General features: G+C 46.6%; 15 protein-coding genes. 13 read left to right on the top strand and 2 right to left on the bottom strand.

Going from position 1 to position 19,900, the window contains the following annotated elements:
- Window positions 1-7: 7 nt before the first annotated feature.
- Window positions 8-709, bottom strand: a complete 702-nt coding sequence (locus AC0IYG_RS21780) for a FadR/GntR family transcriptional regulator (protein WP_471713183.1) — start codon at window positions 707-709, stop codon at window positions 8-10.
- Window positions 710-890: 181 nt separating this feature from the next.
- Here AC0IYG_RS21780 and AC0IYG_RS21775 point away from each other — a divergent pair, with 181 nt between their 5' ends.
- The 13 genes from AC0IYG_RS21775 (at window position 891) to AC0IYG_RS21715 (ending at window position 17,724) form a co-directional block, all read left to right on the top strand.
- On the top strand, window positions 891-4,274 hold the full coding sequence (locus AC0IYG_RS21775; protein WP_471713182.1) for a SusC/RagA family TonB-linked outer membrane protein: 3,384 nt from the start codon (window positions 891-893) through the stop codon (window positions 4,272-4,274).
- Complete coding sequence (locus AC0IYG_RS21770; protein ID WP_471713181.1) at window positions 4,252-5,487, top strand: RagB/SusD family nutrient uptake outer membrane protein; 1,236 nt, start codon at window positions 4,252-4,254, stop codon at window positions 5,485-5,487. The genes AC0IYG_RS21775 and AC0IYG_RS21770 overlap by 23 nt, the downstream gene beginning before the upstream one ends.
- Window positions 5,487-5,855, top strand: a complete 369-nt coding sequence (locus AC0IYG_RS21765) for a RagB/SusD family nutrient uptake outer membrane protein (protein ID WP_471713180.1) — start codon at window positions 5,487-5,489, stop codon at window positions 5,853-5,855. The genes AC0IYG_RS21770 and AC0IYG_RS21765 overlap by 1 nt, the downstream gene beginning before the upstream one ends.
- 24 nt (window positions 5,856-5,879) lie before the next feature.
- Window positions 5,880-6,821 (top strand): dihydrodipicolinate synthase family protein, encoded by a 942-nt coding sequence (locus AC0IYG_RS21760; protein ID WP_471713179.1) that lies wholly within the window; start codon window positions 5,880-5,882, stop codon window positions 6,819-6,821.
- A 47-nt stretch (window positions 6,822-6,868) separates the two neighbouring features.
- Window positions 6,869-9,472 (top strand): sodium:solute symporter family protein, encoded by a 2,604-nt coding sequence (locus tag AC0IYG_RS21755; RefSeq protein WP_471713178.1) that lies wholly within the window; start codon window positions 6,869-6,871, stop codon window positions 9,470-9,472.
- Window positions 9,469-10,986 (top strand): sialate O-acetylesterase, encoded by a 1,518-nt coding sequence (locus tag AC0IYG_RS21750; protein ID WP_471713177.1) that lies wholly within the window; start codon window positions 9,469-9,471, stop codon window positions 10,984-10,986. Before AC0IYG_RS21755 ends, AC0IYG_RS21750 begins: the two co-directional genes overlap by 4 nt.
- A 6-nt stretch (window positions 10,987-10,992) precedes the next feature.
- Window positions 10,993-12,219 (top strand): AGE family epimerase/isomerase, encoded by a 1,227-nt coding sequence (locus AC0IYG_RS21745; protein ID WP_471713176.1) that lies wholly within the window; start codon window positions 10,993-10,995, stop codon window positions 12,217-12,219.
- 2 nt (window positions 12,220-12,221) lie between these two features.
- Complete coding sequence (locus tag AC0IYG_RS21740) at window positions 12,222-13,382, top strand: sialidase family protein (protein ID WP_471713175.1); 1,161 nt, start codon at window positions 12,222-12,224, stop codon at window positions 13,380-13,382.
- Between the two features lie 63 nt (window positions 13,383-13,445).
- Window positions 13,446-14,075, top strand: coding sequence for a hypothetical protein (locus AC0IYG_RS21735; protein WP_471713174.1), 630 nt, complete (start codon window positions 13,446-13,448; stop codon window positions 14,073-14,075).
- 190 nt (window positions 14,076-14,265) lie between these two features.
- Entirely contained in the window at window positions 14,266-14,946 is a 681-nt protein-coding gene (locus tag AC0IYG_RS21730; RefSeq protein ID WP_471713173.1) for a response regulator, read from the top strand.
- A 74-nt stretch (window positions 14,947-15,020) separates the two neighbouring features.
- Window positions 15,021-16,703 (top strand): sensor histidine kinase, encoded by a 1,683-nt coding sequence (locus AC0IYG_RS21725; RefSeq protein ID WP_471713172.1) that lies wholly within the window; start codon window positions 15,021-15,023, stop codon window positions 16,701-16,703.
- Between the two features lie 184 nt (window positions 16,704-16,887).
- Window positions 16,888-17,397, top strand: a complete 510-nt coding sequence (locus AC0IYG_RS21720; RefSeq protein WP_471713171.1) for a hypothetical protein — start codon at window positions 16,888-16,890, stop codon at window positions 17,395-17,397.
- 39 nt (window positions 17,398-17,436) lie between these two features.
- Complete coding sequence (locus tag AC0IYG_RS21715) at window positions 17,437-17,724, top strand: helix-turn-helix transcriptional regulator (RefSeq protein WP_471713170.1); 288 nt, start codon at window positions 17,437-17,439, stop codon at window positions 17,722-17,724.
- A 99-nt stretch (window positions 17,725-17,823) separates the two neighbouring features.
- Here AC0IYG_RS21715 and AC0IYG_RS21710 read toward each other — a convergent pair whose 3' ends face one another.
- Window positions 17,824-19,899 (bottom strand): hypothetical protein, encoded by a 2,076-nt coding sequence (locus tag AC0IYG_RS21710; RefSeq protein WP_471713169.1) that lies wholly within the window; start codon window positions 19,897-19,899, stop codon window positions 17,824-17,826.
- Between the last annotated feature and the right edge of the window lies 1 nt (window position 19,900).

The raw sequence follows: 19,900 nt of genomic DNA, 5'->3' as shown, positions 1-19,900 counted from the left end.
AGGTTTGTTATTCAAAAAGTCTCGCAAAGTGGTTTTCCAAATGGCTTCGCATGGCATTGCGCAACTGCTCCGAGTTGCCGGTTTCTATAATGTCAACAAGGCCTTTATGGGAGACAAAGCTCGCGTTTGCCGAATATTTGCGCAACAACCCACTTTTGTGCACATAATCAAACACAGGTAAAAGCATCCGCTGGAATTTCTTCATCGTCTCATTACGTGTGATTTCATAGAGCTTGCCATGAAACGCGATCTCATGCTCGATCTGAAAAAGCATCCGGTCGGAAGCTGACGGCTCGTTTTCGACGAGGACTTTTAATGCCGCAATGTCTTCCGGCGTAACGCGCTCCATGATAAAATCGGCCATTCCGATTTCCAGCGAAAGGCGCATTTCGAAAATCTCCCTTAATGTATTGTCATCCAGGATTTTCGGGTTCATGCTTTTTTCAAGAATCGAAACCAGATCCGGACTTGTGATTACCGCGCCCCGGTGCTTTTTGGATTCCACTAAACCCATCAGGCGCAGGCGTAACATTGCCTCCCGAACCACCGTCCGGCTAACCCCAAGCGACTGCGCGAGTTCCAGTTCTTTCGGAATGGATTCGCCCACTTTGAAATTCTTTTCAATAAATAATGCGATGAGATTACTCTCCACCTTGTCTACCAGTGAGCTTGTGTCAATCGTCTTAATGCTCTGAAAAATGTCGTCCATTGATGCGTATTGCGTATTATGTCTGACAAAAGTGGTGGTTTTCCTTCAATCTGCAAGTGATTTTTTTATTATCAATTTAACATCATAAAAAATAATTTTCACAAGAAGCTTGGAATCAAGACGCTGGTCCCTTTACCTTTATTATGTCATACATAATACAAATCCTAAAACTTAACCTTTTATGAAATTCAACATTACGCGCTTAAATGTGCTTCTCAGTCTCGCAGGCGTGTTCCTTGCGGTGGCTTTGCAAGCGCAGTCGGGCAGGTTGCTCACCGGCAAGGTGATATCCGAAGACGACAAGCAGCCGCTTCCCAACGTCACGGTTTTGCTCAAAGGAAAAAGCATTGCTACGGAAACTTCGGTGGACGGTGATTACTCGATCCAGGTGAGCGGCGGTGATGTGATACAATTCAGAATGGTTGGCTATGTGATGCAGGAAGTGCCCGTCGGTGTTTCTGAAAAGCTCGATATTTTTCTAAAACCGGATGTTTCTTCATTAAATGAGGTCGTGGTAACCGGTTATGGCTCCGCAAGCCGGACCAAGATAACCTCGTCTATTGCCAAGCTAGATTCCAAAGTCCTGGAAACGGGAATGCGCTCGAACCCGGCGCAGGCTCTGGCGGGAACCATCGCAGGCGTAAGGGTTGCCACTTCAACAGGCCGCCCGGGCTCGGTTGCCAGCATTACATTGCGCGGCGGCACCAACTTCGACGGCAGCGGAAGTCCGCTCATCGTGGTGGATGGCCAGGTCCGCGGTTCGTTAAGCGACATTAACCCGGACGACATTGAAAGTATGGAAGTGTTAAAAGATGCTTCTGCCACAGCCATTTACGGGGCGCGTGCGAGTAACGGGGTGGTCTTGATCACTTCCAAAAGAGGGAAAGCCGGCTCTTCTTCCATTACATTCAAATCCAAAACGGGAATCAATTTTCTGAATGTTCCTTATGATTATCTCAATGCGGAAGACTACATTAAATGGACGCGGATGGGCGTGGTGGAAGCCATCAAAAACGGTGTGACAACTTCATCTTTGCTCAGCGGCGTTGGTCCGCGCGGAACAGGAAACTTATATAAAGATGCGAATGGAGCCATTCTGGACGGAAATTATGATTCCCGCGCCATATGGAGCACCATGCGCCTCACCGACCAGAACCGCGAATTGCTTAGTGCAAATGACGGCTGGAAAACGATGAAAGATCCCATCAAAACCAATGAAGCAGGCGCTTACGATCCGAACGGCACGAATGCGGATCTGATTTACAAAGATTTTAACTACGGTGATTATGCATTCAAATCGCCTGCTATTTCCCAGGATTATAACATTGGGATGAATGGCGGGAATGAAAAGGGCGGTTACTATGCCAATTTGGGCTACTATAATGAAGACGGACTTTCGCTCGGGACATTCTATCGCCGATTAACCTTCACATTGAATGGTGATTATAAGATCAAAAGCTGGTTGAAATCCGAAAGCAGCCTTGCTTTTGCAAGAGCCAACTGGCGCGATCAGTCGTTGCAAAACGGTGAAGCGAATTACTGGGGAAGGATGCTTTCTGCGCCGCCAACCATGCGCGGCACGAATGCGAACGGCGACTTGATCCTGGGCCGGGATGCCAGTGACGGGAATCCAAGTCTGAACATTGACAAGTATAAAAGAAGAAATCAGTCGGACAAATTCACGCTCGGGCAGGCATTCAAAGTCGATTTCAGTGATGATTTGTTTCTGCGGATCGGCGGGATTTTAATGTATGACGAGGCCGAAAGTGAATCTTTCAACCGTGATTATCGGATTGGAATTATGAACCCGGCGAATCCGAATACAGGCTGGAACCGCGACAGGGCATCATCTGCCGGTTTCGACCGCACCATTCGCCAGACTTACAATGCCATTTTAAATTACAAAAAATCTTTTGGCAAAAATTACATCGATGCCATGGCCGGATTCGAATATTACGATGAAGCCACCCGTGGTTTCAGTGCAGCAGGCCGTCTGGCACCCACAGACGATTTTCAGGACCTGGGCCTGACGATCAATGACGCAAACACGCGCAGCGTTGATTCCTACCACACGCAGGAGCGCATTATGTCTGGTTTTGCAAGATTGAACTACGATTACGACGGCAAATATCTGGCTTCGTTTACAGTAAGGCGTGACGGCTATTCGCGGCTCATCGGCAACAACCAGTTTGGTACTTTCCCTGCATTCTCGGCAGGTTGGCTGGTGCATAAAGAGGAATTTATGGCTTCTACACAGCAGTGGCTTTCTTTCCTGAAACTCCGCGCGAGTTATGGCAAGAACGGGAACATTGGCATTGGCACAAACAATGGGATCGGCGTTTATGAACTGCAAGGGTCATATGGTTCGCAAATTCCTTACAACGGCAGCATCGGCTTTTTGCAAACCGGCGTAGCCAATCCAAACCTGAAATGGGAGAAGAGCAACACGGTGGAAGCAGGCGTGGAAATGGGATTTTTCAATAACCGCATCACCACGAACATTGCCGTCTACAACCGCGTAACCACGGACAAAATCGCCAGCGTATTGTTGCCGACGTCCGCAGGTGTGGCCAGCGTTCGCACCAACAACGGAAGCATGCGCAACCGCGGGGTGGAATTGGAAGGTGTTTTTAAAGCAGTTCAAAAGCAGGATTTTACGGTGCAGATCGGGGCTAATGCGGCCTGGAACAAGAACAAGGTCCTGAAACTGCCGTTCAACGGCAATGAAAATAACCGTCAGGGCGGCCAGCGCGTGTATGATCCGAGGTCGGGTAATGTGATCTGGGCTGGCGGTTTGCAGGAAGGGCAGGAGCCAGGCGAAATCTTTGGTTACGTGAGCGATGGCATCATCCGCACGGGCGAAGATCTTGACAAATACAATAAGATAGACATCGCCGCTGGCGAAGTGCAATATGGCGCATCCGCCGGAAAACGGGTAGCAAGCAATGCATTGATCAATTCCAAAAACCTGAACAGGGCCACATACATTTCAACTCAACTGGGCGATATGATGTGGAAGGATCTTGATCAGAACGACACCATCGACACCAGAGATATGGTTTCGCTTGGCCGCACAATTCCAAGATGGACGGGAGGTTTCAACACGACCGTTCGCTGGAAAAACCTCTCTCTTTTCGCCCGGATGGATTTTGCCTTGGGTCACAAACAAATGGACTTCCAGCAAATGTGGGCACTGGGCAGTTTTCAGGGAGAATTCAATGCAACCGAACTGGTAAAAGACACCTGGACGCCGGAGAATCCTAATGCGAAATATCCGCGCTACACCTGGGCAGATCAGTTGAATTCCAAGAATTTCGACCGCCCTAGCAGCATGTTTTGGGTCAACTCGTCTTACCTCGCAATCCGCGAAATTTCATTGAGCTACACCGTTCCTTCTTCACTTTTGCAGCGTGCAAAAATTGCGGGATTAACATTCACGGCCACCGGCCAGAACCTGGGCTATGTTACCAACAAAATGCTGAGCCTGCCCGAGCGCACCGGCTCGCAAAACAGCGCTTATACTATTCCTACAACCCTTATTCTTGGAGCCAACTTCACTTTTTGACATGATGAAAAAGATCAGATATTACATTTGCTGGGCACTGCTTTCGGTGCTGGGCAGCGCCTGCCAGGATGCGCTTGAACTTGCGCCGCAGGATTATTTCGGGGACAGCAACTTTTGGCAAAACGAATCGCAGGTCAGCAACTTCATGGTGGGTTTGCACAAGCAATTCCGGGATAACCAGTTTCAGTTTCTGCGCCTGGGCGAAATGCGCGGCGGCACTTACAGCACCGTCGACCGTCAGGCCACCTCGTTGAACGAGCTTCCGGTGATCGAGCAGCGTTTGGAAGAAACATCTTCCGGCGTGAGCAACTGGGCAGGATTTTACGGCCCGATTTTGCAGCTAAATCTATTTATCCAGAAAGTAGAAGCGATCACTTTCCTTTCTGAAACGCGCAAAAATTATCTCTTGGGGCAAGCTTATGCGATGCGTGCTTACTATTATTTTCACTTGCTGCGGACTTATGGCGGCGTGCCGCTGGTGCTCGAAGCCGATGTTTTGAATGGCACAACGGATGCGGTTTTGCTCAGAAAAGCGCGTGCTGCAGTGGCGGATGTGCTGGCGGCGATCAAGGCGGACGTGAACAAATCCATCTCGTTATTTGGCGCGCAGGCTGCGGCTACGGACAAAAGTCAATGGTCACCGAATGCGGCTTTAATGCTCAAAGGAGAAGTTTTCCTATGGTCGGCCAAGGTGTATAATGCAACAGCCGATCTCGCAGAAGCCAAAACGGCTTTGAATGCAGTGACGGGCAGCGCGTTACTTCCCAGTTTCGCCAACGTTTTTGCCTATAATCAAAAAAATAATGCTGAGATGATTTTCGCCATCCGCTTCCGGGTAGGTGAGGCTGAAATGGGTAATGTGGCGGCTTATACTTATTCCACATTTAATTTCAACGGCCTGCATTACAAGGATTCAACGGTCAGCGCAGGAGTCGGCAATTTTCTGGTTGATCCTTTGACATTGGCTGCGCCCAATTCCATGCAGGTGATCCAGCGCTATGCGTACACTTTTGAGCTGTTCCAATCTTACGATGTGGCCGACACGCGGCGGAATGCCACATTTTATGATTTTTATAAAGTCAACACGGACGTGAAGCCTTTTGTAACAACCATTAAAAACACCGCGCTGGTGAAATTCCTGGAACGATCGATGCCAACAAACGCTACTTTTCGGATGACTGGCCGGTGTATCGCGAGGCAGACCGCTTGCTGATGCTTGCTGAGATTACCAACGCCGAAGGCGGCGATCCAACTGCATTCATCCAGCCCGTGCGCGACCGCGCTTTTGCACCTGCAAAGGACCCGAAACCATTTAAAAACGCAGGAAAAGACGCCAATGAACTGGCGATTTTTGAAGAGCGTACCAAGGAGTTTGTGCACGAAGGAAAGCGCTGGTATGACCTCCGCAGGATGAAGTATGGCGCTGAACCACTTATATTTAAAAGTGCAAGTCATCCTTTCGGCCTGCTCGACAAAGCCACACAAGCTTACCGGATTTTATGGCCGATCGAGGCTAACATCTGGACCAATGATCCGCTCGTGGCACAAACGCCGGGCTACCAAACCGCAAGACCTAATTAAGCATCAGATTATCAACATTATATTATGAATTTACATTTGAAAGGCCTCATTGCCGCTCCGTTTACACCCATGCAGGCCGACGGCAGCCTTAACCTGGATCTGATCCCGGCGTATTATCAATTTTTGAAACAAAATGGCGTGACCGGCGCATTCATTTGCGGTTCCACGGGCGAAGGCGTTTCGCTGACGGTTTCGGAGAAAAAGCAGGTGGCCGAGGCGTGGGCAGGTTGTGCCAAAGCAGATCAGGATTTCACCATTATGCCTTTGCTGGGCGGGACCTGCATTGCCGATTGCATTGAACTGGCAAAACATGCCGAGCAGATCGGTTTGGATGCGGTTTCATTCACGAGTCCGTTTTATTTTAAACCGGCGAATGTTGAAATGCTGGCCGAATGCATCATCGCCGTTGCCGAAACGGTGCCCCAAATGCCTTTTTATTATTACCACATTCCGGTGCTCACCGGCGTCGGTTTCCCTATGTTTGATCTGCTGAAAGCCATCGATGGGCGGCTTCCGAACTTCGCCGGGATCAAGTATACGCACGAGGATTTCATGGATTTTCAATCATGCCTGAATTTCTTGAATGGCAAATACGATATGCTTTGGGGACGTGATGAAAATATGCTTTCTGCCCTGGCTGTCGGTGCAAACGGGGCGGTAGGCAGCACATTCAATTATGCAGCGCCGCTATACTATGAACTAATAGAAGCTTTTGAACAAAATGACATTATTAAAGCAGGAGCATTGCAGCAGCAATCGATTGATATGATCCGTTTGCTGGGCAAATACGGTGGAATTTCGGTGGGTAAGGCTTATATGAAGGTGGTGGGCATGGATTGTGGTAAATTTCGCTTACCCGTGAAAAATATGAGCGACGCGCAGTTTGAAGCATTCCAATCGGATGTGGCCGCGCTGGATTTCGATTCGTTTAAATCAGGTCAGATTATGACCAAAACCATTCATTAATGCAGCTCCGAACCGCTTTTTTCTGTCTTCTTTTTTGCTTACAACTTATGTGGTCACCAACGCTGCGCGCCCAGGATCAGAAGGCGAATGAAATCGTCTGGTCGGAACTTGCCAACCTGCCTGCTCCCGCAAAGGACGAAAAACAGCTGGGCGTGGCCGGAGCATTCACAGGCGTCCATAACGGCGTATTGATCGTCGCCGGCGGGGCCAATTTTCCCAATGGAATGCCGTGGGAAGGCGGCAAAAAAGTGTATCGGGATGAAGTTTATGTTTTGCAAAAAAAGCAGGACAGTTACGAGTGGGTTACACCAAAAACACCTCGATTGCACGTGAAAGCGGCTTATGGGGCTAGCGTTTCCGTGGCAGATGGGATTGTTTGTCTGGGTGGAGAGCTGGAAAATGGCGTGAATAACAAGGCATTTATGATGCAATTTAATGCTGCAAAAAATGAAATCATTTCTAAACCCTTACCGGATATGCCGGTTGCGCTGGCCAATGCCGGCGCGACCAGCATTGGTAACACAATATATGTGGCGGGCGGCGAAAACAATGGCAAACCGTCCAATCAGTTTTTTGCATTGAATCTTTCCGATGCTGCGGCGAAATGGGAGATTTTGCCTGCGTTGCCGGTTGCTATGTCGCATTCGGTGGTGGTTTCGCAGCACAATGGCAGGCATGCGCAGGTGTATGTGCTCGGCGGCAGAAGCGCGATGGCGAGCGGGATCAGTGATCTGCATAGCAGCAATTTTAGTTATGATCCTGCTAAAAAATCCTGGCAAAAACTTGGCGATATCAGTGACGGAAAGCAGGTTACCACGTGGTCAGCCGGCACGGGCGTTGCCAGTGGCGCTTCCTACATTCTGTTGATCGGCGGCGACAAAGGCAATGTGTTTCACCAGATCGAAACATTCAACGCACAAATTGCAAAAGCCGGAACAACCGAGCTGAAACAAAAGCTGCAAACGGAAAAAGTCGCATTACTGACTTCCCACGAAGGTTTTAGCAAAGACATTTATTTATATAACACCATTACCAACGCCTGGACAACCGTCGGCGAGCTCCCGGGAGCAGCGCAGGTGACAACCACAGCGGTAAAATGGAACAACGACATCATCATTCCCAGCGGCGAGATCCGCCCCGGGACCCGCACGCCCGTGATCACCAAAGGCAGCATTCAGCACAAGCCATTTTTTTCCTGGATTGACTCAGCTGTTTTGGGGATTTGCTTTTTATTAATGACGGCCGGACGGTTTTTGTTCACCGGCAAAACCAGCAACACAGACGATTATTTCAAAGGCGGCGAGCGCATTCCGCAATGGGCTGCCGGCATCAGCATTTTTGGTGCAAAGCTCAGCGCCATCACATTCATGGGCATTCCGGCCAAGACTTACGGCACGGATTGGACTTACTTTTTCCTGCTCATGACGATCATTATGGTAATGCCGCTGGTTGCCAAATTTTTCATTCCTTTTTACCGGCGACTGCACGTGACATCGGCATACGAATATCTGGGCAAACGCTTCAATTATGGCTCGCGCGTCATGGCCTCGGCGCTTTACGTGTTGCTGCAAATCGGGCGCATGGGCATTGTGGTGCTGCTGCCAAGCATTGCGCTGACGCTCGTTACGGGCATCGACATCAACATTTGCATCATTATGATCGGCGCGATCAGTATTTTCTTCACGGTCAAAGGCGGCATTGAGGCGGTGATCTGGGTGGAAGTGATCCAGGTTCTGATCCTGGCCACGGGCGCATTGTTCTGCTTGTTTTATCTTCCGTTTCACATTACGGATTGGGATGCGGGCATCAATGCCATTAATCATGCGGATAAATTAAAGGTTTTCGACTTCCGTTTCGACTTCACCGAACCGACGTTCTGGGTCGTGGTAATCGGCGGGTTAGCGATCAATTTGCTTACCTATGGCACCGATCAAACGACGGTGCAGCGCTATCTGACGACGAAATCCGAGAAGGAATCGATCAAAAGTTTGAAACTCGGCGCGTGGCTCACATTGCCTTCCACATTGGTCTTTTTTTCGATCGGCACGTTGCTCTTTTTGTTCTTCCGCGAGCATCCGCAGGAGGTGAATATGGCTTTGAATGATCAGGACAACATTTTTCCATGGTATATCGTAAGCCAGCTTCCGGCCGGTTTGTCGGGGTTGCTCATCGCAGGCATTTTCGCCGCGGCCATGAGCAGCACGGAAGCCAGCATGAACTCCACTGCCACATTGCTGACGACGGATTTTTACCAAAAATTCAAACCCGGCGTTACGCCAAAACAAACGCTGTTCTTTGCCCGAACCACGACATTGTTGCTCGGTATTTTCGTCACCTGCATCGCGCTGTATATGGCGCATAAGGGCGTTTCTTCGTTATGGGACAAGTTTAACACCATTCTCGGCTTATTTACCGGCTGCATTGGCGGCGCGTTTATTCTAGGGATTTTTACCAAAAAAGCCAGCGGAAACGGCGTGATGACCGGGATGGCCATCAGCTGTTTTACGCAGATCCTGATCCAGCATTATACCAACATTCACTTGCTCATGTACGCATTTACCGGACTGGTAAGCTGCGTGGTTTTCGGATACATTTTTAGTTTGATCATGCCCGCCGAGCGCGATTTGAAAGGCTTAACCATGTACGAATGATGGCGCGAATCGTATTTTTATTGCTGCTGAATGTATTAGCATTTAATTTTTCCAAAGCCCAAAATGTGGCGGAAACCGAGCTCGCATTGGCTCCCGTATTTTCGGACCACATGGTTTTGCAGCGAAACAAACCCATTAAGATCTACGGAAATGTGGCCAGTGGAACTGACGTAACTGTTGGGTTTTTGGGAAGAATACGGACTGTAACAACGGACGGTTCAGGAAAATGGAGCGCGGCGTTTCCGGCATCAAAAGAAGGCGGGCCTTATAATATTGCCGTTTCGACGAAGAATCAGGAAATCCATGTTCGTGACATTTTGATCGGCGATGTATGGCTTTGCTCCGGGCAGTCGAATATGGCTTTTGCATTGCAGGATGCGAAAACCGGGCCGGAGGAACTGGCAGCGGAAAAATTTGATTCCAACTTACGTTTGTTGAAAATGAGCGGAACCGTTTCGACTGGGAATGTGGCTTGGGATTCTGCTTCGCTCCACAAAATCAATCAATATAAATTCTTCGCGGGCAGCTGGAAAACGCTGGATGAAGCATCGGCAGCCACGTTCTCAGCAATCGGTTATTATTTTGGTAAACAAATAAAAAAAGAAACAAACGTCCCAATTGGCCTCATACAGGTTGCATTGGGCGGTTCTCCAACCGAATCCTGGATTGATCGTGCGCTTCTCGAACAAGATCAGCAATTTACCGGAATGCTCACCGACTGGCAACATTCAAACCTAGTCATGGATTGGTGCCGCGAACGTGCTGCGAAAAATATCAGTAACGCGCAATTAAAGGATCAAAAACATCCTTTTCAGCCAGGTTACAACTTTCAAGCGGGCATTGTTCCGCTAACGGACTTCCCCATTGCGGGCGTGATCTGGTATCAGGGCGAAAGCAATGTGTTTAATGTGCCGCTGCACGAGCAGCTTTTCGAAATGCTGGTCAAAAACTGGCGGGAGAAGTGGGGTTATGCATTTCCGTTTTACTATGTGCAGTTATCGAGCATTGAAAGGCCCAATTGGCCCGAATTCAGGGATTCGCAACGAAAGCTTTTGTCCAAAATCCCCAATTCCGGCATGGCGGTGAGCTATGATTTTGGCGATTCGCTGGACGTGCATCCCACACAAAAGAAGGAAGTCGGCGAGCGGCTCGCATTGCTTGCACTTCGGGACACATATAAAAAGAATGTTGTAGCCGAAGGGCCGGTTGCGGAACAAGCAGTTCTTAAAAACGGCGAAATCAGGATTCAGTTTTCAAATGGGAAAGGTGTTTTATCAAAACCAAAAAGCCTTTTGACCAAAAACAATGCACCGCTGACGGGCTTTGAATTGCTGACGGAAAACGGGAAACGAATGTCTGTAAATGCGAGAATTTCAGGCAATGCAGTAGTGATCAGCGTTCCGGCTGGTGAGCGGATCAGCACCGTTTTGTACGCATATGAGCCTTTTACGCGGGCTAATCTTTATAATGAGGCGGGATTGCCTGCTTCGACTTTTTCAATAGCAGTAAAATAAAAAGCAATGCATTACACAAAAGCAGAATTGCAAAACCTGGGAGATTTTTACAAAAATCAGCTCTTGAACGACACGCTGCCGTTCTGGTTTCCGAGGTCGCTGGATGAGGAGTTTGGCGGATATCTTTTAATGCGCGATCACGACGGCACATTGCTCGATGATGACAAGGCCGTTTGGATACAAGGCCGCACGGCATGGTTGCTGGCGACATTGTACAACACCGTCGAGCCCAGGCAAGAATGGCTGGACGGCACAAAATCAGGAATTGAGTTTTTAAATAAACATTGTTTTGACACCGACGGACGTATGTTTTTCCACATGACACGCGCCGGTGAGCCCATCCGCAAACGCCGTTATTTCTTTTCGGAAACATTCGCCGTGATTGCCCATGCGGCTTATGCAAAAGCGAGCGGAGACCAGCAAGCCGCGGAAAAGGCGCGCTATTTATTTGGTAAATGCATGGAGTACGCAACCACACCCGGACTGCTCGAACCCAAGTTCACTTCCACCAGACCGGCCAAGGGAATAGGCGTGCCAATGATCCTGATGAACACCGCCCAGCAACTGCGCGAAACCATCGGCGACCCGCGTTGCGATGCATTGATCGACGGGTTTATCAGGGAAATTGAAACCGATTTTGTCAAAGACGACATGCAATGTGTGATGGAACAAGTCGCCCCCGATGGCAGCATTATCGACCACATCGACGGCCGCACGCTCAATCCGGGCCACGCGATAGAGGGTGCATGGTTTATATTACATGAGGCCAAATACCGGAACAATGACCCGCATCTGATCGCGCTTGGCTGCAAAATGCTCGATTACATGTGGGAGCGCGGCTGGGACAAGGAATTTGGCGGGATATTCTATTTCAGGGACGTGTATGGCAAGCCCGTGCAGGAATATTGGCAGGATATGAAGTTCTGGTGGCCGCATAATGAAGTAATTATTGCCACGCTGCTGGCTTATACGCTTACCCAGGACAAAAAATACGCAAAATGGCACACGATGGTGCACGATTGGGCCTACACCCACTTTCACGATCAGGAAAATGGGGAATGGTTTGGTTATCTGCACCGCGACGGAAGTGTCGCGCAAACCGCCAAAGGTAATTTATTCAAAGGCCCGTTCCATTTGCCGAGGCAGGAGTGGTATTGCGCGCAGCTGATGCAGGAGCTGGTCGGTGACGGAGCGGAGAATAACATTTTTGAAATTGAAAAACAGAACGCTTGAACATGAAAATCATAAAACTAACCCTCATCGCATTACTGATTTGCCAGCTCGCCGTTCAGGCGCAGACGCCCGTTTTTGTTTCCGGCGCAGAAGGTTATAAATCTTTTCGTATTCCCGCCATTGTGCGCGCACCGAATGGTGATCTGCTCGCATTTGCAGAGGGTAGGGTGGCCGGAAGCGGGGATTTTGGCGACATTGATATTGTCATGAAACGCAGTAAAGACAAAGGCAAAACGTGGTCTGCATCACAAGTGGTGGCGGGTTATGACAAGCTGCAAGCCGGAAATCCGGCTCCGGTGTTCGACCTGAGCGATCCGGCATTTCCAAAAGGGCGGTTGTTTTTGTTTTTTAACACAGGAAATAACCATGAAGGCGAAGTTCGAAAGGGCAAAGGATTGCGTGAGATTTGGTATAAAACATCAACCGATGCGGGCGCAACCTGGGCCGAACCTGTTAACATTACGACACAAGTTCACAAACCGAAAATGCCGGATGTGAATGAGGCTTACAATTTCAGCGAGGATTGGAGAAGTTACGCCAACACACCCGGCCACGGCATGCAAATGACGGAAGGGCCATTTAAGGGCAGGATCTACATTGCTGCCAATCACTCAGCAGGCGACCCCAAACCCAAAGGAGCGGATTACCAGGCGCATGGTTTTTACAGCGATGATCATGGCAAAACATTTAAACTAAGCGAAACGATTTCTTTCGAAGGTTCCAATGAATCCACTGCCGCCGAAATTTCAGGAGGCAGGGTTATGTTCAATGCAAGAAACCAAAAAGGCGATGTGCGTGCACGTATCGTGGCGGTAAGCAGCAATGGCGGTGTAAAATGGGATACCACTTATTTTGACCATAACCTGCCCGATCCCGTTTGCGAAGGAAGCATTTTAACCATTGGTAAAAACGAAAAACACAACATTCTCGCATTCTCGAACGCAGCCGACACCAAAGAACGCGACAACCTCACCTTAAGGATCAGCTTCGACGACGGCAAAACCTGGAAGCAAAGTTACGTGGTTGACAAAAGCAAAAACGGCGAAAAGGATTATACAGCCTATTCAGATCTGGTGCAGACCGGGAAGAAAAGCGTGGGGGTTTTGTATGAGTTTGATGGTTATAAGTCGATTGTTTTTAGGGAAATTGTTTGGAAGGATTAAGTTTGCTGTGTTCAATCCGCTTTGGTATATGCAATTCGCTAATAATCACAGTCTTGCCAAACTATGAATCATTTTGATTTTGAGTATTCCCGCATTTGGGTTGCGGTTGGTTTTTGTTTGCTTGCCTTTGGTATAGCTATTTCACTTGCCCTATTGCTTCCGGACTTTGGAGTGTTTTTAGGGATGCCTGTCACGCCAATCGCATCTTTCATCATTGGGTTTATTTTCTTTCTGTCGAACCGAAAAAGGTGGAAAGGGACTGGTGAAGCTACCATCCTTGAAAATTCACTGGACATAACATTGAATGGCAAAGCCAGGATCATTCCATTTGAAAGCATCAAGTCGTTCCAAGTGGAATACGGTAATGGTACAGCGTTGGACATCAGGCTACTTAACGAGCCAAAGCTGAGCATTTTTGCTAATGAAAACTTCTGTAACGCAGCACCGTTTAATACCTTCTGCAATGAGTTGGAAAAAACCTTAATTCTTTACGCACGAGCCAACAATTTGGCTTCAACGAGAAAGCCGTCGCTTTACGAAAGTAAATGGGCTCTTCCCATCCTGATGCTGGTCACCGTCGTTTATTTCGGTGTTTTGATCCGTGCTGGTATGCTGCACAAAGATTTGAAAATCACTGCTATTTTCGGCCTGCCCTTTATCGCTATGCTCTGGACTGCATGGTTCGCCGCTTAGCTAAAAAAGAGCAGGTTGAACAACTTGAAGTGATTTTTATTACTTCGGCTTTCGTTAACGCCTTTTTGGTCGACCAACCATTATGTCCTTAGGGTTTTCCCTAAGATTTACAAGATGGAAACTGTTTGATTAATCTTCACCGAGGATTCATCGTAATTTAGATGGACAGATCTAAATTTATATTGGTTACATGATACGAGTCCTCATCGCGGATGACCATAATGTTTTTGTTGAAGGCATTGAGTCGCTTATTTCAGGGTCACTCGACATTGAAGTGACTGAACGCTGCTACATGGTAAAGTCGGTTATTGAGCGGTTAAGCCAGACTGCGATCGATGTCGTGTTACTTGATATTTCGTTTCCCAACATTGAAGACGGGCTCGGGCTTTGTGAGTATATCGGCCGCACATTTCCGGAAACGAAAGTGGTAGCATTAACGATGCACGACGATGCGAGTCTCATTAAGCGGATTGTGAAAAAAGGCGCGAAAGGTTATTTGTTAAAAAATACTACAAAAACAGAGTTGCTTCAGGCTATCCAGGCGGTTCACAACGATAAACAGTATTTCAATGAATCAATCACACAAATTCTCCTGAACGATAGTCCCAAAACCAGAAGGTCAGCAGCCGGAACTGGCGTAAAACCGCACCTCAGTCCGCGCGAATCGGAAGTGCTGACCCGCATTGCGCAGGGATTGACTACGCAGCAAATGGCCGCTCAAGTCATTCGTGAGCGCCAAAGCAATCGAATTTCACCGAAGCAGCCTGCTGATGAAGTTCGGTGTTCCGAATACAGCCTTGTTGATCAAGACGGCTATGGAGATGCAAATGATCGATTAGTTTTATTTTGTCAAAACAAGCGATGCTCATGAGATTTTGTTCTCCTCGGTCTGGTTGGCGGATCATTTTCCTTTACTTAATTATTATAACTGGCGGGTTTCAATCTGTGAAGGCAGTAGCGGACACAACGTCCGTTGAGCGGTTACAAAAACAGATCAATCTGTTGGTTCAGGATAAGCATTATAGTCAGGCTGCAAAGGCTTATGATTCTTTGGGCAAGATTTACCACCGGCAGTACGGGTACAATAAGTACACGATGGATTCTTATTTAAGCAGCTTGAAATATTACAGTCTGATGGGCGATTCGCTGGGTTATTTCAATCAGTATCTGGTGATTGGAGATTACTATTCGCAGGACTATTTCATGCATGCTTACGCCGAAAAATATCTGAAAAAAGCCCAACAGTATTTCGAGCGAACCCACAACATGCCCAAAGTCATCGAAGCGCGTTTGGGTTTAGATAATATCGCCCAACATATAGAACCCACGCCACCAGGTTTGAAAACGCACCTGCGGGAAACGGAACGACTTAGTGTAAAGTACAAACGACCTTATTCTCAGGCTTATGCGCTCAGTTTGCTGGCCAAGACTTATTCTAGAGACAAGCAGCCCGATTCTGCATATTATTTTGCCAGCCGAAGTTTGATTATATCTAATCAGTTAAAAGTCAACTGGTTAATTGCACTGAATCACTTTTACCTGGGCTTGGTTGAGCAGTTTAGAAACAATAGTATGGCTGCTATTGAAGAATATCAAAAGAGCTACAACTTATCGAAGGCGGAAAATAGTCTGGGCATGATGCGGGAATTGTCGCGGCATACTGCGGACAGCTATTCGCGCATGGGCGACTATAAAAAGGCATACGACTGGTCACAAAAAATGCTCGATTATACGGTACAATTTTACGCATCCGAGCAAACAAAAAGTATTCGCTTGCAGGAACTGGATAGTCAGATCAAGACGCTGGCGGTCGAAAAGCAACTCGTTGAGGAACAAAGCCGCAATCAGCATGTTTTGAACTCGGCGCTTTTCATTGGTCTGATCATCAGCATTATAGGTGTTTTCACGCTTGTGTATCTGAGACGACAGCAAACATTGATCGATCATCAGCACACCGTCATCGCCCAGCAGCAGATCCGGCAATTGGAGCTAAAATCGCTTCGGGCCATGATCGAAGGTCAGGAAGGCGAACGGAGTCGGATTGCGCGTGATCTGCATGATGGTCTGGGAATCCAACTGTCACGGATTAAGCTGTTCATCGAAGCACATCAAGAAGAACTGCCTTCAACCGTCAAAGAGCCCTTGAACCAGTTTCTGGATGAAGCATGCGCCGAAACCAGGCTGATCTCAAACGATCTGCGCCCGTATGCGCTATCCACATTTGGCCTCGTTCCGGCGCTGGAAGATCTGGTGCAAAAACTGAATCTCGTTAATCAAACAAACCTTATTTTAGACCATTACGGCGAAATGCCGCCTTTGGGCGATGAAGCTGCGGTGATGATTTACCGGGTCGTACAAGAGTTGCTCAATAACGCGCTGAAACACGCACACGCCCAGGTGGTGACGGTCCAGCTGATGGTCAATGAAGAAACAACCCTCATTAGCGTAGATGACGATGGCCTGGGCGCCGATTTCGATAATCTGCTATCCACCGGAAGTGGCATGGCAAACATTAAATCCCGCATTGCCTACCTCGGCGGGCACGTCATGTGGCAAAGCGAAGCCGGCAAAGGAACATCAGTGATGATTTCGTTGCCAATCGCAATCCGGCCGTTTTCTCACTATTGATAAAGATGTAGCTAAGGTCATTATTACAGACTATCACTCAAAGTAGCGACACATTTATACTGGCAAGTATGCCAAAAATCAGGTTATAATCTTATTATTAACAAAATTTTGCTAGCTTTGAAAACCAGTAGTTAGTCTGTACACACATTAGCAAGCCGCAAACGCGCGGCAGGATTCATGAAGATTGTTGAGCTTACACGCATTGTTCGAGACGCTTTGGGCGGCGCGGTTTGAAGGAAATGAAGAAAACGAATTTGACCGCACATTCAACTGCTGGGCAAATCCGGAGTATTTGGATACGTTTTTCACCGCACACGAAAAAGATCTCGTCAAAGACTTTTATGGTTATTGTTCAGTGAGTCAAGCTGTTTCAATTACAATGTCAGAGGTAGATGCATTTGAAAAACAGCTTTTGAAAGTGGCCCAAGAACAGGATTTGGGTAAACTAGGAGATATTTTCAAACCACTGGACAAAATTGCGAGAATCAAAATCGTAAATGAAAAGAGCAAAGCCTATGGAACAGGCGCAAAATCGTGGCTCAGAATTTATGCTGTCAGACTTAACTACAATTTTTTTGTAATCTCCGGAAGCGCCATCAAATTGACAAAGACAATGAATGAGCGCAAGCATTTGCAGGAAGAACTCAAAAAGCTGGATGTGCTCGTAAGATTTCTGAAAAGAACTGAATATTGAAACCGTAGAAGATTGGGGATACATTGATTTTGAATGACTATGCAAACGAGAGAAGACATATTACAAAAATTGGAGTCGGTTACAGCCACTGAATCCAGCAAATGGAAAGAGCGAGCAGCCCGCAAAGCCGAAAATCCGAAGGCACTTGAAAAATCAAGGATTATCGCGATTAATATCCTTGCCCAATTGCGTAAACTTGGAATGAGTCAAAAGGATTTGGCGGAGAAATTGCAAGTGACGCCGCAGACTGTAAATTCCTGGGTGAAAGGAAATAGCAACTTTACGATTGAAACGATTGTCCGAATTGAGGGAGGTTTTGGGGGTTGAGTTGATTGGGGTTAGGGTTGAATAGTTTAAAGGCTTTCTTGTAAAGATTTAATTTAAATAACACTTACATTTATAGTTCCACAAAACTGAGTAATGCTTTTAGTTTTGCTTAGCCCAGAAAACGGCACTGGGGCCATCTTCTGTTATTACAAGATTTCCAGCTAAAACATCCATCCACTTAGATCGACCAGAGGTAAAATAGTCTTCACCAGTATCAGACCAAACAGCACCCTTTACCTTTAATGCCAGGACAGGTCTTATCTGTTTTTTCAAACACATATCCATAATCTCTTCTTTAATACCATCTTGCAACAAAATGATGGAATATCCAGCGGACCGACTATAATCAATCTTAAAACCTCCTAGAAGTTGAACACGTTTAATATATAAAACGCCATCTTGTTGGAGCAGTGCCTCGTCAAAAGCGTCGTCGTTAATTGGTTTGAATTTATCAAGGTATCTCCGTTGCATCGTAATCCAGACGCTTAGATCCTCTTCTGTCATTGGAAAAGCAGTTAATGTCTCCAACCAATTCAATTGATTTTGTATTGTGCCGAAAGATGATATCCTAACAATTCTGTGATTTACCACATAGCTAAGCGTCAACGAGACACTTTTGAATATCCTTCGCTGAATCATCGCTTTAAATAGATTGCGCATTGCCTCAACTGTCTTATACAATAGATGTAAAGAATTTTCACCAAAATGCATGATTGAGGGTATATTCCATAGATCGTCGTCCAACTTCAACAGATCTATATCTACGGGAATCGAGAGTTCTTCTCCTAGCTTCGCCAATGCAAATTTCAATTCAAACACATTTTGTTCTAAAAAGTAGATTGTCTGACCATCGGTACTTAATCTGTCAAATACATCGACATATCGTCCAACTTTTATTGACTCCCTGATTTCATGATAAGATAACAGAATTTTAAGGCCTTCCTCTGACTTTATCTCAAATGGCAAAACTTTCCGAATTGGAGACTGCTTTGGAGGTAATTGAGTGTTAAGATGTTCAAGATCGACATCAAAGTATTCGTAAATGAGCGGATTTTCTTGATAATAATGTGTTACTAGTGTCTTCCACTTGCTAATAGATAATTTGCCATCTATTCTAAAAAGCTTAGTGTATTCAGATCTCCGTCCTGCTTCAACAAAAGATTGAGAAACCCTATCAACAAAGGACTCTAAATTGTAAGATCTTATAGCACCATCGAAATGCCGAAAATTACCCGAACTCTTTTCATAGATTGCATGCACATATCGACAAGCATAATGTTCATCAGTTACACCGGTAGGTAACTCTCGTATTTCTTCTGATTCAAATGTGAATTCTTTACCGTCATGTTTTCCAAAAAATTCGGTCGCTGATATTCCACTAAATTTCCTCTGAAAATCACTGGACACATGTTTTGTAATTCCGTGCTTAATCTGGTCAATTTGATTATTATACTTGGGGCCAAAATGATATGCTAGCTCGCCCATTTCTACGCAAGAAGGAGAATAACCTATGAGGTCTGAGTCAAGCTTAATGCGGATTGTTATATCGGAATTATTGGACAAGGATATCAATTCATCTAGAAAACTAAAAAAGAAATTGTTAAATCTAGATTGCGATCTTCGAAAGAATTGATGCGCAAAAACACATAATGGTCTTTTCTTATGTTTAAAAATACCCTGTTTATAATAATTAAACTCTGATAGAATATGTGAAAGTGGAAGTAAACCATTCTTGTCAATCTCCGCTCGTTCAAAAAAATCCTTGAATTCGTTGATAGCAATGTTAGTTTGCATGATTGCGGCACAACCACAATCAATTTTTAATGATCTATCTCCAATCGTAGTGTTCAGTGAATTGAGAGAACTTTCTTTTACCGGGATAAATTTATTTTCATACCGATCGTTTAGAAAATCTTTTGTTTTGGATAATATGATCTCTTGATCTGCTTCATTTTCAGCAATCCATCTGCAGGTGGTAGCGAAACCGATACCCGGCTTAATAAAAACACCAAATGGAAGATTCCAGCCGACTGGACGATGAAAGTCATGTCCAATTAGCATAGGAATTCCTCCTTCATGAATATTCTTAATTACTCGTTCAAATGCTTCAATGTCAATACGAAACCCATATCTATTGATTGTGTCTGAAGCGAAAAAAAAGATATCAGTTTTCATT

It is taken from the genome of Dyadobacter sp. AC419, from assembly GCF_979253085.1.
The sequence above is the reverse complement of the archived record's forward strand: the minus strand, read 5'-3'. Positions and strand labels throughout refer to the sequence as shown.

Coding starts and splice junctions, on each gene's coding strand:
- AC0IYG_RS21710 (WP_471713169.1), bottom strand. CDS start 19,899: ATGAAAACTGATATCTTTTTTTTCGCTTCAGACACAATCAATAGATAT.
- AC0IYG_RS21775 (WP_471713182.1), top strand. CDS start 891: ATGAAATTCAACATTACGCGCTTAAATGTGCTTCTCAGTCTCGCAGGC.
- AC0IYG_RS21760 (WP_471713179.1), top strand. CDS start 5,880: ATGAATTTACATTTGAAAGGCCTCATTGCCGCTCCGTTTACACCCATG.
- AC0IYG_RS21715 (WP_471713170.1), top strand. CDS start 17,437: ATGCAAACGAGAGAAGACATATTACAAAAATTGGAGTCGGTTACAGCC.
- AC0IYG_RS21745 (WP_471713176.1), top strand. CDS start 10,993: ATGCATTACACAAAAGCAGAATTGCAAAACCTGGGAGATTTTTACAAA.
- AC0IYG_RS21730 (WP_471713173.1), top strand. CDS start 14,266: ATGATACGAGTCCTCATCGCGGATGACCATAATGTTTTTGTTGAAGGC.
- AC0IYG_RS21765 (WP_471713180.1), top strand. CDS start 5,487: ATGCTTGCTGAGATTACCAACGCCGAAGGCGGCGATCCAACTGCATTC.
- AC0IYG_RS21780 (WP_471713183.1), bottom strand. CDS start 709: ATGGACGACATTTTTCAGAGCATTAAGACGATTGACACAAGCTCACTG.
- AC0IYG_RS21735 (WP_471713174.1), top strand. CDS start 13,446: ATGAATCATTTTGATTTTGAGTATTCCCGCATTTGGGTTGCGGTTGGT.
- AC0IYG_RS21750 (WP_471713177.1), top strand. CDS start 9,469: ATGATGGCGCGAATCGTATTTTTATTGCTGCTGAATGTATTAGCATTT.
- AC0IYG_RS21755 (WP_471713178.1), top strand. CDS start 6,869: ATGTGGTCACCAACGCTGCGCGCCCAGGATCAGAAGGCGAATGAAATC.
- AC0IYG_RS21740 (WP_471713175.1), top strand. CDS start 12,222: ATGAAAATCATAAAACTAACCCTCATCGCATTACTGATTTGCCAGCTC.